We start from the raw sequence: 17095 nt of genomic DNA on the forward strand, positions 1-17095 counted from the left end.
GGATCGTGGTCCCGGTGGCTGGGGCGGCGGCCCGGGATGGTATGGTGGTCCGCCGCCATATGTATATGACGGTTATGGTTACCCCGTGTATCCCGGCTACTATGGTTATCCCTATGGCGGGTTCGTGGGTGGATGGGGGTGGGGTGGCTGGTAAAGCCATTCCTGCGTGCTTCACTTACGGCGTGACGCCAGCCACAGGGCTATGCACAACCCTGCGATGGACAGGCTGGCGAACCATATGAGTACACCCGTCACCCCATCCATCCGGGTCGCCAGTGCCAGTGCGATGGTCGGGAATGCAATTCGGCCAGTGATCGCCATGCGTTGTTCACGTATGGCAAGCATGGTGAAGCCGTAGCGGTACGGGTGCAACCGTGCATGGCATGAAAATGCCAGAAGCCAGAGCAGAAAGGTGGCGAAAAAAATCATTTTCCGTCGCCTTCCAGCCTGCGACGGACAGACAGGGCAATAACCGCCGCCAGCAGTCCCGTGCCATCTATCGCGGCATGAATGGCCGGCAGGTTATACACGGCCCGTGGGCAGGCCAGGATATCAAGCACGGGCAGGCCGCCCCCCAGTAACGCGATCAGGCGCAACTGTGGTCCCCATGCCCTGTTCATGCATCTGCCTGATGCGCACAGGCTGGCATGTCCGGTGCACAGGATCCATATGCCCAGAAAACAGGCGACTTCCATACGGTCCCGGCCCACCATGCTGGCCGGTAGCAGACGGTTGCACCATAGGAACGCCAGTATGCTGACAGGCAGGCCGGTCAGGGTGGTGATGGTCAGGCTTTCCCCCACACGAAAACCGATCCGGTGTCCTGATCTGCTGCGCCGTTTCATCAGGAACAGCACAAGTCCGCTGGCGATCATGGCCGTGGCGCACAGGCCCGATACAAAATACAGCCAGCGCAGGTCCAGACAGGCAAAACGCGCATAATGCAGGCCATGCATGACCTGCATGGTGTGGGCGATGTGGCCCGGCGTTGTCGTGGTGCCCAGCAGGTGACCATCCGGCAGATGAAAATCGACATGGTCACGGGTCAGGAAAGGGCCGGAGGCATCACTGGCATATATGCTCAGGTGATCAGGGGAAAACAGGATGAAGCCCGCATCACGTCCCTGCAGGCTGTTGCGTGCTGTTGCCAGAAGCGGGGCAAGCGGTGGCAGGGGGAGCGGAATATCCGGCGCGGCCCTGGTGTCCGATGCGGGTATTGTTTGCGGCTTTTCATGAACAAACAGGTCTGTCAGCGGTGTGGCAGGCAGGATCAGGCCCACATTGACCAGTACGCCGGTGTAGATGATCATGATGGTGAAGGGCAGGAACAGTACGCCGACCAGCAGGTGGGCATCCAGCCACCCGCGCAGGCGCGCGGCGGACAGGCGCAACCTTATGATATCGGGAACAAGCGCACGGATATGAATGACAATCCCAGACCCGATGGCGACAAGCAGGATAACGCCGACAATATTGACGATACGGGTGCCTGTCGTCCCTTCCAGCAGGGTATAGTGGAAACTGAAGAAAAAAGTCCCCCCCATCGTGGCACGGACCGGGACGGGCGTGCCGGTGCGGGGATCAAGCAGCGTGCCGACAAACTGTCGTCCATCATAATGCAGCACATCAATGGTTGGTGACCGGGCGGAGGGAAGGGTCAGGAAAACCGATGCTCCATGAACCTGCTGTTCATGGATCAGGCTGGATGCGGCATTCAGGGCGGTCCCGGTCAGGGGGGCATTGGCCGGTACCTGGTTTTCAGGCTGCATCCATCGCGTGATTTCCGTATCGAACACCGACAGGGTGCCCGTCATGAAAATGCATACGGCCAGCAACCCGACCAGAAAACCTGCCCAGCCATGTAACCACCCCATGCGGGTACGCAGGGTTTCACGCATCAGGAAACCAGCAGTCCGACAATGATCGCGACACATCCGGCAATACACACGCCCGGCAGGGCCGCATATGCGCTGAAACACAGCACGATCAGCACCGGCAGGCAGGCAAGCGCAATGATCTGGCCCAACTGGACCATGGCATTGCCGCCCGGCATGCCCGCAATGTCCATCATTACGAAATGGGCAACAGGATACGAAACCAGACAGGCCATCATGATACCTGTCACCCGGTTGCGTGTCAGGCGTGTCCGGCTTTCTGTCCTGTCTGTGGTCACGACGTCCCCTTTGCCTGATGGTCTGACACATAAATGCGACGCATTTGCATCATGTCTATGCCATGAAAGCACCGCCCATGCGAAGGGACCCGAAGCATTTTATTTTAAGGTGCGTTCTCCCCACGGCCATGCATGGGTATGGACTGACCGTTTCAGGTTTTTATCCGTGCGCCGCCATCTACAGTGGAGGCGTGGTGTGTATGACAAGGGAACGGGCCAGACCATCCAGCGCCTTCATGCCATCGGGCCACAGACCAAGATGGGCATGATTGCCGATATGACCTACCGTACCCGCATTGACCAGCGTTGCCTGCCACTGCGTGGCAAGGTGACGGGCGCGGGACATTGACAGCCATTCATCATCCTGACTGGCCATGAGCATGGTAGGAAACGGCAGCGGTGTTGCTGGCAGCGGTCCAAAACTGGCCACCCGTCCTGAATCGGGGCCGTGATGGTGGTCAATATCCGCCGGTGCGACCAGAAAGGCCCCGGCGACGCCATCCAGAGCGTGTTCACGCGCCATGCGCACGCTTAGTACGGCGCCCAGACTATGGGCCACCAGAATGACAGGCTGGTGGCAGGCGCGTAAGGTCTGTTGCAGTTGCGATTTCCAGTCCGCATAGGTCGGACGTGCCCAGTCAACCTGCCGGACACGATGCACCGTAATCCCGCGCGGGCGTAAAAACAGTTCCCAACGTGACTGCCAGTGACGTGGCCCCGATCCATCTAGGCCAGGTACGATGACAATGGAAAACCCGGCAAGGGCCTGTACCAGCGCATTTTCCACGGTTGTCCCGTGGTCGGGGGCGTGTAGTGGCATGACTGCCCTGGGCATCGGGTCCGGATGTGTGGAAAGAGGCAGGGACATCTTCGTCACTTTCGGCAGGATGATCAGTGAATTGTGGAAACGTCGGAAATGATGGTCTGCTGGCTGTCACGCATTGCCCGGATGCGTGTGCCCACCAGACCCCGTTCGGTCTTTATCTATGCCGCGCGGGGAATGTGTCTGCGTGGCGCGCAGCCAATACCAAACCCGCGTGCTACGTGTATGACCGTAGTAAAATCCTGCTCTGTCGCTGGAGAATGGAGCAGGGTGCTGCGAACCGTATTATCGGGATCAATAATGAACACGGCATGTTCCTCCAGTGCCGGGTTTTCTGGCCCGACATCCACTGCAACACCGCGCCACAGACTGGCAATGTGGCCTGATTCATCATGAATGACCGGGAAATCCGCCGTCGCTGGCAGCGTGATGGCGGAAGGATGGGGCAGCATATCCGCAAGACGCGGGGAACGTAGTGGTGAAAGACCCAGCAGGCGCACGGGTTGTGGGCAGGTGCGCGCCCACCGTATCCCGGCCCGCAGGCTTTGCGTGCCGTAATCCGCCGGATGGGTCAGGACAATGCGCCAGCACCCATGGCCCCATGCATGGAAACGGATCGGGCCCATGGTGGTCTCGGTCGTGAAATCCGGGGCTTTCCAGCCGGGTGAAATGGCCATTGCCTGTCTCCTTGGATGGGCAGAAGCGGGTGGGCGGCAAACGGTGCGTGGGATCGTTTCGTGAGATCCGGCTGGCCGGTCTTTTTTCGATCCACGTTCAGGGAATCAGTTATCCTGTTTGATATGTGAATTATATAAACACATCAAACGAAATGTGCATATGAAAATTGTCATATAAAAATATAACAAAAAATTATGATATTATGAACGGGCGTTTCCTGGTTTCTGATCGCGTGGACAGGATGTGCGGCCATGCGCGGGCACATTGGCCAATGCGTGAGAATAGATAAAGAATTTATATAACATACTGTTAAAATGTAATAATTTATTAATGACACATAAAATGCATCATATTATGATATATAAATTATTCCACTATATATATGTCATTATGTGTTGACGTATATCACCCGATGTGTATGATCCCTGTTGAAACGCCATACAGGTCAATAATCACGCGGGATGATGATCGATGATCCAGCCAGCCATGCGAATGTGTAGAACCGATCGATGTCGCACCATTGCTGCCGTCCCCATTGCGCGGGTGGCCATTCCATAAAACAGCCGGCGGAAATTCTGCCGGCAACCGTCCGCATTCCATCGCGGACATGCAAGGGCAGTCTTTTCAATGCTTGAATCACGTATCATCGAAATCGACGGTACTTTTCTTGGTACCGTCATCCTTGAAGCGGATCGCCAGACACGCCGCTTTTACGCCACGCATGACAGCGTGCGGGCGTTCCATAACCATACCCTGAAGGGACATGATGACGTGGCCCTGCAGGTCGCGCGGCTTTATCGCCGGGCGCATGCAGACGCGCGCATGACTGCGAGGGCTAAATAGCCGCGGCCATATATTAATGGTTGAAGGGTGGAGGGGAATGATAAAGATTATTTTGGATGAATTTTTATAAATAATAAAATTTTTTGTATAACAATTTTTTCAAAAATACGATATTCCTATATTATTTAAAAAATATTACCAGAATACTTTTTACAATTTTCAGGCTATTCCACAGGCAGGTGCATGAAAAACAGACGTGCCACAGCCCGGACGGAAAAACCCGTCCGGGCTGTGGTTATCTGTTGTCCATGCAGGATTATGACCATTCAGTACGGATCAGGCTGGCTGGCCCGCGGGAGGCATCAGCCGACCGGGATTGGCCTTCCAGTCACGCAGGGCTTCCTCGCAATAGGGCAGGACTTCGAACACGGCCATCATGCCCAGCGCGCCCAGTGCATAGGGCAGTCCCAGCGGCACGCGCTTCATCCGCAGCGGTTTTGACTGGATGACCTTGCGGCCCAGCAGCGCCTGTACCTGCGGCCAGTGCAGGACAGCGATCAGGGCGACGGCCAGCAGCGGCACCATCTCAAGGAAGCTGTGGACATGCTGTTCCATCGGCTGGACTTCCCGACGGGTCACGGCATAGCTGACATCCCACATGGCTGTCGCTTCATGCACGAAGAATGATGCGATCATGAACGACAGGACCGGCGCATCAATTTCCAGAAACAGCCCGGCCAGAACCGGAAATGCTGCTTCCCCCAGCATAAGCAGATGAATGCCGGTTTCCTTCAGCCCCGTAGTGTGTTCGATATCCGTCCGGCGGTGACACCACCAGTCCGTCAGGCCCGATGCCAGCCAGACGGGTATGACAAAATACTGTATGACCCGGCGCGCGACGTGACGTGTGGTATCGGTTTCCACCGGTTCGTCTTCGATCGGTCTTTTTGCCTGCATGGTGGCTGGCGGGTCTGCGGCAGCAGGTTCATTCACCCTGCGCCCGCGCCACCATGCAATGAATCCGGCCCCCAGCGTCACTGCCCCGGCACAAAGCATGGTAGACGCGTAATATCTTAAAAAAGTGCGGTTTTCCATCATATCCTTGCCCCTTCCATCCTATTGCGGGGCGTGATGGGGGGCCGCCGCGAAAAGCGCGACAATGGCTGGACAGAAGGCTTTCAGGTCATGGGGATTGCGTGATGTAACCAGTGCGCCGTCGGTGACCACTTCCTCATCCACCCAATGCGCGCCCGCATTGGTCAGGTCCGCACGCAGGGAGGGCCATGACGTGATCCGGTGCCCCCGTACCCCGTTGGCATTGATCAGCGTCCATGGCCCGTGGCAGATGGCGGCGATCGGTTTGTCAGCCTGGACGAATTCGCGCACGAACCGCACGGCGTCGTCATCCATGCGCAGGTGATCGGGACTGGTGGTGCCACCGGGCAGTACCAGCCCATCAAAATTGCGCGCATGGGCCTGTGCTACCAGCAGGTCAACCGGATAGCGATGGGTGGGGTGAACATCCGCCTCCATGGCCTGGATCGAACCATGGGTGGGGGAGACAAGGACAGTCTGCGCCCCGGCCTGCCGCAATGCCGCAACCGGTTCGGTCAGTTCCACTTCCTCCACCCCGTTGGTAGCAAGGATGGCAATGGTCCGACCCGCCAGCCGACCGTTACGGGGCGTACCCTGTGTTGCGATATAGGGTTGCATTTTCCCATCGGGCGGCGTGGTGTCCGGCACTGCTGCCATATTGTCTGGTGTGCGGACCGTATTGAACACATGGTTGACCATGATCGTTCTCCGTCAGCTGTAAAAGGTTGCGGGGCGCGCGTTTTCTGCTGCTGTCCCGCACGCAACCTGCTGGCGTCATAACGACCGGTCCGGATGGATGTTCCCCCTGAATATGCCTGTAATGAAGAAGCAGGCATTTCTGCCCCAAAGGCTGTTGGGAAATAACTCATTGATAAAAAATAAAAAGTTTTTGTATGCTGCCTTTTTTCAAAAAGGCAGTGTTCTTCGAAGCTTTTGGGGAAAAGCTTCACCAAAAAACTTCTTTATGGTCGCAGGGATCTGCACCGCGCTGAACTGTCCGACCGTCTTCTGTTTATAAAAAACAGGGCGGGATGTATTCATTTCTGAAAATACATCCCGCCCCGGCTGTATGGATGAACATGACATATGAATTTCGTGGCCCGGACAAAGGACTTATTTGTCTGGCCCCGTCGTGCGCCCCTGTGAGGGGGGGTCACTTGCAGGAAAGCTTTCATCCAGCGCTTCGTCGCGGCCTTCGTCTTCCTGTTTTTCGGCCGGGGTCTGCGGTTTTACCTTGTCGGGATCTGGTTTGTCCTGCATGGCCGTGGCTCCTTGCGGGTATGAACGCCCGTCCGCCAACCGGTAACGGGCGTTGTTGTTAAGCGGGGGCGGCGGCCGGTCCGGTGTGTCAAATGGAAGCGGGTCCCGCGGTCCCGGCGGGGGATAGTCGCGTGGGTGGGATGGACCGGGCGGTGGCAGCGGTGGCTGGCCGCAGGTATGGGGAAAAGATGTAAACATGACCGTTCTCATCTGACTTGCGTATGGGAAACCCGGCCTGCGTCGCCTGTTTCCCTGCCGGTCGGACCGGGCGTATTTTCAGTAATGTTTTACTGTTCACTACTATCTGCGGGCGAAGGGGTCTTGTTTCCGCCATGGCTGCTGCGGCCGTAACTGTCGCGCATGCGCTTGTGGTGTGTTGTTTCATCATTGGTCGGCGGTTGCGTGCCGGGCTGTTCCTGCACGGTGCGCGGGTTGTTCCATAACTTGTCCGACGGTTCCACCCGCTGGCCGTTGCGTGATGTGGCGGAAGGCGGGTTCTTGCCGACTTCCGATGCGGCGGAACCGGCCGTTGGCGCCGGGACGGTTTCCATATCGGTCTGTGCCATGGCCATGACTGGGGTCATGACCGGCATACTGGCCATGATTGTCGCCAGCAGGGCAGAACGCATTGTGTTTGCCATGGTATCGTATTCTTTCATTCATGAAGATGGACTGACCACAAAAGCATTCATGGATCGAAAGGTTGCATCCTGTTTGCAAAGACTGGGCGAATACCAGCCATACAGGTGAAGTTGATAAAGAAATCAACCATGCGGCGGGATACGAATACATGCGCTGATGCAACGGATTTTCCGCATGCTATCAGGTCCCGATGACGCGGGTTTTTCCCATATCCGGTGCATCTGTCCGCAGCCATGCAACATGACAGGCATGGCAAGATGACAGCTGACCGGGAAAAGGCCGTTTGCGTTGTGTGCTATTGGTCTTTCGCTGGTGTGTGATCGTTGGCGTGTTCGTCACAGCCGGCCTGATCCTGATGTCTGCCCTTGTGGCTGGTGGCCTCGACCCGCTCATCATTGTCGCGGGTGGATTCCGGTTCGTCCTCGCCCGCGCGGGGCTGGCCGGTGCTGGTGGTCTTGCCATCCGGGGTGTGGGTGGCATGGCCTTCGGGTGCATGCAGGGGATAAGGGCGTTGTGCATGAACATGCGGTTCACGGGACATGATCGTTCTCCATTACGGAATTGGGGCCGCCTGTGTATTCCTGTCCGGTTCATGGGAATGACAGGATGGTTCAGGTGCCCCCGTGTCCGGTTAACGGATGGCCTGTTGAATGGTTTTTCGGTTTTTCTTCCCATCCTTTCACGAATGAATATCTGGCGGATGTGGACAGGCAACGGGCGATGGCATGCATTCATGTGACGGTCTGCGGGCCTAGCGTGACTGTCACATCATGGGACTGCCCATCATCCACCATGTCAATCGTGCCGGTCGCGGGCAGGGGGGTACCGTCGCATGTGACATGGTTTATGCCACGGCAGACATGGTCAGGATTGTTTACGGTAATGTGATAGATTGCCGTGCGCCAGCGCACCGTTGCCGTGAATCCAGGCCATTCATGGGGGATGCATGGGGTGACCAGCAACTGCGTGCCATGGATACGCAGGCCGAGTATGGTTTCGGTTCCCACGCGCTGCATCCATCCGGCCGATCCGGTGTACCACGACCATCCACCCCGGCCCACATGGGGTGGGCGTGAATAGATGTCGGCCGCGACCACATAGGGTTCCAGCCTGTAACGGGCCACATCTTCGGGTTTGCCTGTGTGGTTGATCGGGTTCAGCATATGGAACAGGCTGTGGGCGCGATCGCCATCGCCCAGTACTGCCATGGCCATGGTGGTCCACAGGGCGGCGTGGGTGTACTGGCCGCCATTTTCGCGTATGCCGGGCGGGTAGCTGCGGATATAGCCCGGATCGGGACCAATCGCGTCAAATGGTGGTGTCAGGACAAGGACCAGTTTCTCATCAGGCCGGACAAGCCGCGCCATGGCCGATCGCATGGCATGTTCCGCCCGTTCGGGCAGTGCGACGCCCGACAGCACGGACCATGACTGTGAAATCGCGTCGATCTGGCATTCCGCGCTGACGTGTGAACCAAGCGGGGTTCCGTCATCAAAATAGGCGCGCAGGTACCAGTCGCCATCCCATGCGGCTTCCAGCGCCGTGGCAAGGGCGCTGGCGTGGTCCTGCCATGCCTTTACCCGCGCCCCGTCCCCCCGCGCGCGCGCCAGCGGGATGAAGGTCATGAGTGCGTCATGCAGGAACCACCCCAGCCATACGCTTTCGCCACGGCCCCGTTCTCCCACGCGGTTCATGCCGTCATTCCAGTCGCCCGTGCCCATAAGCGGCAGGCCATGCGCGCCGACCGCAAGGCTGTGGTCCAGCGCGCGGGCGCAATGTTCAAACAGTGTGCCGCTCTGGTCGGATGTCGCGGGGATCATGAAACGGTCATGCTCGGTAATGGGCAGTTCGGGTGCCTGCAGGAAGGGTATGCGCTCATCCAGCACGCCCGTGTCACCTGTCGTGGTGACATAATGTGCAACCGTGTGCGCCAGCCACGCGCAGTCATCGGAAATATGGGTCCGCACGCCAGCACCCGTATTGGGCAGCCACCAGTGCTGCACGTCCCCTTCGACAAACTGCCGGGACGCGGCCCGCAGCAGGTGCGCGCGCACGCGGGCGGGACAGGACAGGGTCAGCGCCATGCCGTCCTGCAACTGGTCACGGAAGCCATAGGCCCCGCTGGCCTGGTAGAACCCGGCCCGTGCCTGCACCCGGCTGGCCAGCGACTGGTAAAGCAGCCAGCCATTGAGCATGATATCCATCGTGCGGTCAGGGGTCCGGACCTGTATGCAGCCCGTTACCGTGTCCCAGTGCTGTGTTACGGCTGCCAGCACATGGTCCGGACTGGTCGTGCGGTACTGGCCGATCAGGCTGCGGGCATGCTCGACATCCGTGCCTTCACCCAGCAGGAACATGATTTCCGCCCGTCCCCCCGGTGGCAGGGTCACCATGGTCTGCACCACGCCGCACGGGTCCAGCCCGGCTCCCGTCGCCCCCTGCACGCCACCGGCACGGGTGAAGGCAAGGGGATGGTCCATGTTGCCGTTGGGACCGATGAAGGCAGCCCTGTCCCCTGAGCAGGCGGTCAGGTAGCCGCCGATATCGGCAAAGGCGACGCGGTCCGCATATTCGGCGTTCCAGCGGTTGCGGGCGAACAGGGCGCCAGTTTCCCCGTCACGTTCGGTCATGACAAAGGGGGCTGCCGTGCTGCGCGCTGGCCCCAGCACCCATTCCACATAGGCGGTGACGGACAGGTTGCGCGGCTGGTCTGACTGGTTATGCAACTGTATGCGCGTGATCTTGACCGGGTCCGATACCGGCACGTACTGCAGCAGGCAACTGGCGATCCCATGCGCCACGCGGTCCAGGCGCGTATAACCGCGTCCGTGGCGGGTGACGTAGGTGGCAGCGGCGTCACGCCGGGTGGCGGCGGTGGGGCACCACAGGGTGCCGGTGTCCTCGTCACGGAAATAGAAAATTTCGCCTGCGTGGTCACTGACCGGATCGTTCGACCATGGGGTGATCTGGTGTTCGCGGCTGTTGCCCGACCATGTATAGCCGCTGCCTTCCGCCGAGACCTGAAAGCCGAATGTGTCATTGGTGATTACGTTGATCCATGGCGCGGGCGTGGTCTGGCCGGGGCCAAGCACGATCACGTATTCCCGTCCGGTTTTGGCAAAGCCACCATGGCCATTGAACAGCTCCAGTTCGGGCACCGGTGGCACGTCAAATGCGGCAGGCGACGGCGGGACGGCAGGCAGGGCAGGCAGGAACTGTCGCGCCCGTGGCCTTTCCCGCTGGTCAAGCTGTGAGGACAATGTGTGGTCTGCATCCAGCACCACGCGGGCCACCGATATGATCAGGTGGCGCACGGCCGGCGTAACCAGGTCGGCGCGCAGCACGCGCACGGAACCGGCGCCGCCCGGCGCGCGCGGGGCTGTGCGTACAAGCTGGTCAAGCGAGACCTGGAGGTCCTGCAGGTAGGACGACGGGTGCTCGTTCAGGATGACAAGATCCACCGCCAGTTGCTTGAGCCGGAAATATTCATGCGCCAGCAGCAGGGCACGCACGATATCCGTGCCGGAATTTTCGCGCACGCGCAGCACGACAATCGGCAGGTCGCCCGAAATGCCCTGTTCCCACAACAGCGGCTGTGCGCCGGCCCCACGTGCGATCTGTGCGGATGCAGCCCGCAGGCTGGGGGTGGCGAACAGGATATGCCCCGCCAGTCGCTGGAACAGATCCGCCATGGCGGGGACAACATCCAGATGACGCAACTGCACCTGCGCCTGTGTCCATGCCAGCGTGCGCGCGCGTTCGAACGCGGCATGGTCCTGATGCGTGTCAATCAGGTCCAGCAGGGCCGCGCGGCTTGGGGCGACCATGGTCCAGAACGTGATGCGTGCCATGGCGCCGGGGCGGATGGATGCCCGCGCACGGATGGCAAGGAGCGCATCAAGTACCGTTCCGGTCGTGCCGGACAGGGGGGCATGCGTGGTCATGGCGGCGGGACGGCGTGCGTCATGCCTGCGGCCGATGAAGCGGGCGCGGTCCGTCTCGATCTCGATGGGACTGTCACACAGGGCCAGATGGGCGACCCATATCTCCGGCTCGTCGCCCGTGCGCCTGCGGCGGGTGGCGATCAGGGCGCGGGACTGGGGAATATATTCAGTCTGCACGAACAGCTTGGTAAAGGCGGGATGGGCAAGATCGGCATTCTGCGCCAGCAGCGCCAGTTCGGCACAGGACGTGATGTCGATATCCAGCGTTTCGCCGCCTGCGTTGAAGACCGAGACCTGTCGCGCTTCCGCATCGTCCTCGGCTGATACCAGTACATCCAGCGTGGTGGTGACCGTCCCGTCACGCCGGGCGAATTCGGCACGGTCTTCATGAAAGACCACGGCGTATTCATCCGGCGTGCTATCGGTGGGCTGCAGCCCCGCGGACCACAGGCGGCCTGTCCTGCGGTTGCGGATATACAGGTACTGGCCGTATTCATCCCGCGTTGCGTCCTCGCGCCAGCGCGTGATCGCCTGTCCCTGCCACCGGCTGTAGCCCGATCCTGCCGCCGTCAGCATGACTGCGTAACGTCCGTTGGACAGCAGGTGCGTGACCGGGCCGCCCATGTCGGCGCGGTCCACGTAACGCCCCGCAGGGGTTGCCATGGTCGGGGCGGGGGCATGGGTATCGTCCTCGGATGGCAGGGGACGGGCAACGGCGCCTGTGCGGGGCGCGCGTTCCTGCAGCAGCAGTTCAGCCGCGGCAATGACCGGGTCATCATGGAAACGCGCGCGCATGATGCCATTCATGACCGTATCGGCCACCGCAAGGATGGACATGCCCTGATGATGGGCCATGTAGGCACGGATGACCGCGACGCGCTGGTTGTCGGGAATGCGGTCGGGCGTGTAATCCAGCGCTTCATACAGGCCATACCGCCCCAGCGCCCCGGTTCTTTCCAGTGTATGCAGGTTGGCCACCGCTTTCTGCGGGTCGATCATGGCGGCCAGCATGGTGGCGTAGGGGGCAACCACCGTCTCCAGCCCCAGCCCCCGTTTCAGTCCCAGCCCGGGGATGCCGAAATTGGAATACTGGTAGGTGTAGTCCAGATCGCGCGCGTTATACGCGGATTCCGATATGCCCCACGGAATGTCGCGGTCCTGCCCGTAGGCGATCTGGCGCTGCACGATCAGCCGGTTGGTCTGTTCCAGCAGGCTGCCCATGGGCGCGCGCATGACCAGCGAGGGCATGAGGTACTCGAACATCGACCCCGACCATGAAACCAGCGCCGCCCCGCTGCCCACCGGCGTGATGGACCGGCCAAGGCGGAACCAGTCATGGGCGGGCATGTCGCCCTTGGCAATGGCGAAAAACACAGCCAGCCGCGCTTCGGACGCCAGCAGGTCGTAGCAGTTGGCGTCCTGCGTATCCTCCGCCACAAGATAGCCGATGGACAGCAGCTTGCGCGACGGGTTGCACAGAAAGGCAAAATCCATGTCCTGCGCCATGCGCCGCGCCTTCTGCGCCACGGCGTCCAGCCGCGCGCCCAGCGTTGCGTACAGGTCCGCATCAAGGTCGCGCAGGTGGCTTTCCAGCGTGCGCATCGGGGCCGTGGCCCAGAACATCTGTTCGGCGGCATCCTGCCCCTCTGGACCCGATGATGGTACAGGCATCGTCGCCACGTGATCCAGAACCGTGCTGGCCTGATGGTGCAGGGCGGACAGTTCCGCCACCGACCGGCTGGCGCCAGCGGCCAGGACGGCATTCTTCAGCCCCGTCAGCAGCCGCAGCAACTGCCGTTGTGCCGGCGTATGGGCCACACGCCTGCCGTTATGGAAGGTCAGGTCGGCAATGGCGATATTCAGCGCATCCGTGATGCCCTCGCGCCATGTATCGATTTCCGGACCGTTTTCCAGCCAACGCTGGCATGCGCTGGACAGCGCGATGAGGTGTCCGGCCAGATTGCCGCTATCGACGCTGGAAATATAGACCGGATCAAGCGGGCGCAGGTCATCGGTGGCATACCAGTTGTAGAAATGTCCCCGGTAACGCGCCATGGTTTCCAGCGTGGCGAAGGTCGCTTCCAGCCGGGCCACGGTATCGGCCAGGCCGATCCAGCCGAAATCCCGCGCACTGGCGCAGCACAGCAGGTACAGGCCGATATTGGTGGGCGACGTGCGCCGGGCCAGCACGGGGGCGGGATCTTCCTGGAAATTGTCCGGCGGCAGCATGTGGTCCGCAGGGGTGGTAAAGGTTTCAAAGAAACGCCATGTCCGCCGCGCGGTCATGCGCAGGATGCGGATATCGGTGCGCGAAGGGCGCGAACGCGCGGCAATGACCGGCGTGCGGCTGGCCCACATCGCCACGGCGGGGGAAAGCCCCCACAGTGTCGCGATGGGCACGGACATGAACAGGCTCCATGGCGCCCAGATGATCGTGGCCATGACGCAGCCCCCACCCAGCAGGGGGGCGGTGGCCATCCGCCCGTAATATCCCCCAAGGCCCGAATTCATGAAGCCCGCGATCTGGGCGGCGGGCACCCATTGCAGCAGGTGGCGGCGCGTGATGAGCACGCGGACCAGCGTGCGGACGATCGCATCCGTCATGATGATGGCCTGATGGGCAAGGAAGGTGATGGTCAGGAAGGTCATCACCGCTGCCTCGGCGCTTTTCGCACCGATTACGCTGAGATAGCTGCGCAGCGTGATCCATTCCCGCCGGGGCACGATATCGGGCAGCACCGGCAGGAATGCTGGCAGCGCCAGCGCCAGCAGGATGAATGTGGTCCAGGCCACGGCGGCATGGAACGGCAGCAGCCACCCCACCACAAGTGTCGCCAGCGCCAGTGGCATGCACAGCGTACGGCGCAGGTTGTCCAGCATCTTCCACCGCGCGATGCCCGAAAGCCGGGCACGGACGGGCACGCTGCGTGGCGGCAGGCTGGATACGATCCATGGCAGCAACTGCCAGTCACCCCGTGTCCAGCGGTGCAGCCGTTGGGCCGCGACCAGGTAGTCGGTGGGAAATTCCTCCACCACCTCGATATCCGTCACCAGACCGGCACGGGCGAAAATACCTTCGAACAGGTCATGGCTGAGCATGGCGGAATCCGGCACCCGCCGGGCCAATGCCGCCTCGAAGGCATCGATATCGTATATGCCCTTGCCCGCGTACGACCCTTCGCCAAACATGTCCTGATACAGGTCGGACACGGCGGCGGAATAGGCGTCGATACCGCTGGCGCTGGCGAAAATGCGCTGGAACAGCGTGCTCTGGTGGCCCACGGGCAAGGACGGCGTCACCCGTGGCTGCAGGATCGCGTAGCCTTCATGCACCCGTCCCGATACAGGATCGAAGCGGGGTGTGTTGAGGGGATGGGCGATCTTGCCAATCAGGCGGCACACGGTTTCCAGCGGTAGGCGCGTATCGGCGTCCAGCGTGATGACATAGCGTATATCCGCTGGCAGGGCATGGGCGGGGGGCAGGAAGGTCGTGTCCACAGCCCCGCGCAGCAGGTGGTTGAGTTCATGCAGCTTGCCGCGTTTGCGTTCCCACCCCATCCAGACGCCTTCGCTTTCGCACCACACGCGCCTGCGGTGCAGCAGGTAAAAGCGCATGCCGTGCGGGCCGTGCCCGTATTTCTGGTTGAGGCGTTCCATACCCGCGCGCGCCAGCGCCAGCAGGCGCTGGTCATCAGGCGCATCGGCGCTGTCATGGTCGGTCCAGTCGGTCAGCAGCGCGAAGTGGACCGCGTCATCACGCACGGTCAGATAATGGACCTCCAGCCGCGTCAGCAGTTCACCCACGGTTTTTTCCGTCGTCAGCAGCGCGGGCACGACCACCATGGTGCGCAGGTGTGCAGGGATACCGTGCCGGAATTCCAGGCCCGGCAGGGTCGTGGCATGCACCGCCTCCAGCGCCAGGCGGTTGACGCAGGCGACCGCTGCCTCCGAAACCGGTATGAAGGCCAGCGCGGGCAGCAGCCACGCGGCATTCATGCCGGTCTGCCATGTTAGCCACAGCGGAATGGCGATGAACAGCACGCTCAGCAGCGTGACCACGATACTGTAGGCCGCAATTCCGTATGCGCAGAACCCCCGCACCATCCGGCGCGCCATGGTGGGCCGGAAACGGATGGCGGCTTCCAGCGCGGGCCGCCCGGCCATGAGCAGGTAATAGCCCGGGTCGGCGCGGCGCGGGTCATCCGTACCGGTGGCCTGTGCCGTGCGTGCCATGGCCACCGCCTGTCCGGCTATGGCCATTTCGGTCAGGCTGCAGCCACGGGCCAGATCCTCTATGGCCTTGCGGTACAGGTCCCGGCTGGCGAAATCGGCCTGCGTGAAGCTGTCATACTCGGCAAAAAGTCGGTCGATGAGGCAGACGCGACCGAATGCTTCGGTCCAGTCAAGGCCCGCGATCAGCCGCAGGCTGGTGATGATGTTGCGTATGGTGGCGTTGAAGGTTCCCTGTTCATGCAGGTCATCGCGTACCGCATTGTCAATGGTGCTGCCCCGGTCCGCCAGACGCTGTTCCAGCCAGACAAGGGCAGGATCCTTTTCAGGGTCCAGCCCACGGGAACGGTGGGCCAGCTGTGCCGTAAACGCACAGTTGAGGATATGCGGGTCAACAGCGGCCAGAAAGCCGGACATGGCTGCTGGCGTGCCCTTGCGATAGGCGTCAAGCTGGTCGGCCAGCTGGTCGGCTGCCCCCCTGCTGGCGTTATTATCCATGATCGCACCGACAACCCGGCGCAGGTTTTCGATCAGCACGATCCGCAGCGTGATCGAGACCGCCCACAGTTCCCCGATCGTAAGGGGCGTCACACTCTGGTATGCCAGCAGGTAATTATACAGGATTTCAGGCTGCAGGTTGCTGTCGGTATGGGCGATAAGCGCCCATGTCACGCCAAAGACCCGGGGCAGCCCGGCAAAGGGGCCATTGGCCAGCTTGGGCAGGCGCGCGTAATAACCGGCAGGCAGGTCAAGATCCGTCTCGCGTATCTGCATGTCCACCAGCGCGTAATTGTCCGCCAGCCATTGGGCCGCGGGGGTAAGCTGTTTTCCGTTCTGGATATCCTGTGCGATCCGTATGTCGGCGGCGCGCAGGAAGGCTCCGTTTTCCGCCAGTCGACGTGACAGCGGCCGACCGTGCTCACGGCCATGCCCGTGGGGGGTGATGGTCTGGGCGGCGGCAAGGCTGCGGGCATGGGCTTCCAGCCGTTCCATGCCAAAGATCTCGCTTTTCAGCGGGGCGAAGTCGTCTTCCCATGTGGGTGGGGGCACACGGCCCAGCAGGCGTGCCAGCCATGGGTGCCGTGTAGGCCAGAATGCACGGTCGGGCTGAGGGAAGGTGGTGGTCCCGTCCATATTCTGCTCCAGTTTCATGCACATTCAGGCCTGTGGACAGGCTGCTGCCGGTGCTGGCGTTCATTTCCGGAAAAGGCTTTTCCTTGGCCGTGGCGTGGGGGCCGTGGGCCCGCGGAGTATGCTCGGTGGCGCCATGTCGGGCGGACGGGATGGCGCCGTGCGGGGGACCTGCGGCATTGTGGCCCCGTTGCGGGGGAAAGGCCCCGGCGTGTCAGGCGCGGTAGCCGGTTGCGTCCTGTCGGACGGTGTGGACTGCCCCGGCTGTGCGGGTTTTTGGGATGCACCCATCCTCTGTCCTCCTCTGTGCGGGGAATACGGGGGTGGTGTTGGGTC

Annotated in this window: 12 protein-coding genes; 1 reads left to right on the forward strand and 11 read right to left on the reverse strand. The window is 61.1% G+C overall.

Annotated features, from left to right (window positions below; all coding sequences use genetic code 11):
• Positions 1 to 171: 171 nt before the first annotated feature.
• The 5 genes from F1542_RS01495 to F1542_RS01515 form a co-directional block, all read right to left on the reverse strand.
• Positions 172 to 429, reverse strand: coding sequence for a hypothetical protein (locus F1542_RS01495; protein WP_193731458.1), 258 nt, complete (start codon positions 427 to 429; stop codon positions 172 to 174).
• A complete protein-coding gene (locus F1542_RS01500) occupies positions 426 to 1898 on the reverse strand; it encodes a PepSY domain-containing protein (RefSeq protein ID WP_193731459.1) in 1473 nt (490 codons plus the stop codon). The genes F1542_RS01495 and F1542_RS01500 overlap by 4 nt, the downstream gene beginning before the upstream one ends.
• Positions 1898 to 2173 carry a hypothetical protein gene (locus F1542_RS01505; protein ID WP_346011740.1) on the reverse strand — a complete coding sequence of 92 codons (276 nt, stop codon included), beginning with the start codon at positions 2171 to 2173 and terminating at the stop codon, positions 1898 to 1900. The genes F1542_RS01500 and F1542_RS01505 overlap by 1 nt, the downstream gene beginning before the upstream one ends.
• Positions 2174 to 2351: 178 nt before the next feature.
• On the reverse strand, positions 2352 to 2993 hold the full coding sequence (locus F1542_RS01510) for an alpha/beta hydrolase (RefSeq protein WP_227672378.1): 642 nt from the start codon (positions 2991 to 2993) through the stop codon (positions 2352 to 2354).
• Between the two features lie 164 nt (positions 2994 to 3157).
• The gene (locus F1542_RS01515; RefSeq protein WP_193731461.1) at positions 3158 to 3673 is read right to left on the reverse strand and encodes a peroxidase; all 516 of its coding nucleotides are present in this window, start codon (positions 3671 to 3673) and stop codon (positions 3158 to 3160) included.
• A 628-nt stretch (positions 3674 to 4301) separates the two neighbouring features.
• On the opposite strand from F1542_RS01515, the gene F1542_RS01520 reads away from it, so the two are divergent.
• On the forward strand, positions 4302 to 4517 hold the full coding sequence (locus tag F1542_RS01520; protein WP_193731462.1) for a hypothetical protein: 216 nt from the start codon (positions 4302 to 4304) through the stop codon (positions 4515 to 4517).
• Between the two features lie 276 nt (positions 4518 to 4793).
• Here F1542_RS01520 and F1542_RS01525 read toward each other — a convergent pair whose 3' ends face one another.
• The 6 genes from F1542_RS01525 to F1542_RS01550 form a co-directional block, all read right to left on the reverse strand.
• Positions 4794 to 5450, reverse strand: coding sequence for a hypothetical protein (locus F1542_RS01525; protein ID WP_346011741.1), 657 nt, complete (start codon positions 5448 to 5450; stop codon positions 4794 to 4796).
• A 123-nt stretch (positions 5451 to 5573) separates the two neighbouring features.
• Positions 5574 to 6251, reverse strand: a complete 678-nt coding sequence (locus tag F1542_RS01530; RefSeq protein WP_193731464.1) for a type 1 glutamine amidotransferase domain-containing protein — start codon at positions 6249 to 6251, stop codon at positions 5574 to 5576.
• 414 nt (positions 6252 to 6665) lie between these two features.
• Positions 6666 to 6812 (reverse strand): hypothetical protein, encoded by a 147-nt coding sequence (locus tag F1542_RS01535; protein WP_193731465.1) that lies wholly within the window; start codon positions 6810 to 6812, stop codon positions 6666 to 6668.
• 287 nt (positions 6813 to 7099) lie between these two features.
• Positions 7100 to 7453, reverse strand: coding sequence for a hypothetical protein (locus F1542_RS01540; RefSeq protein WP_193731466.1), 354 nt, complete (start codon positions 7451 to 7453; stop codon positions 7100 to 7102).
• Between the two features lie 296 nt (positions 7454 to 7749).
• Entirely contained in the window at positions 7750 to 7995 is a 246-nt protein-coding gene (locus F1542_RS01545) for a hypothetical protein (RefSeq protein ID WP_193731467.1), read from the reverse strand.
• Positions 7996 to 8185: 190 nt separating this feature from the next.
• Positions 8186 to 16780, reverse strand: coding sequence for a GH36-type glycosyl hydrolase domain-containing protein (locus tag F1542_RS01550; RefSeq protein WP_193731468.1), 8595 nt, complete (start codon positions 16778 to 16780; stop codon positions 8186 to 8188).
• Between the last annotated feature and the right edge of the window lie 315 nt (positions 16781 to 17095).

The sequence above is a fragment of the Komagataeibacter sp. FXV3 genome, assembly GCF_015155755.1.
Classification (GTDB): Bacteria; Pseudomonadota; Alphaproteobacteria; order Acetobacterales; family Acetobacteraceae; genus Komagataeibacter.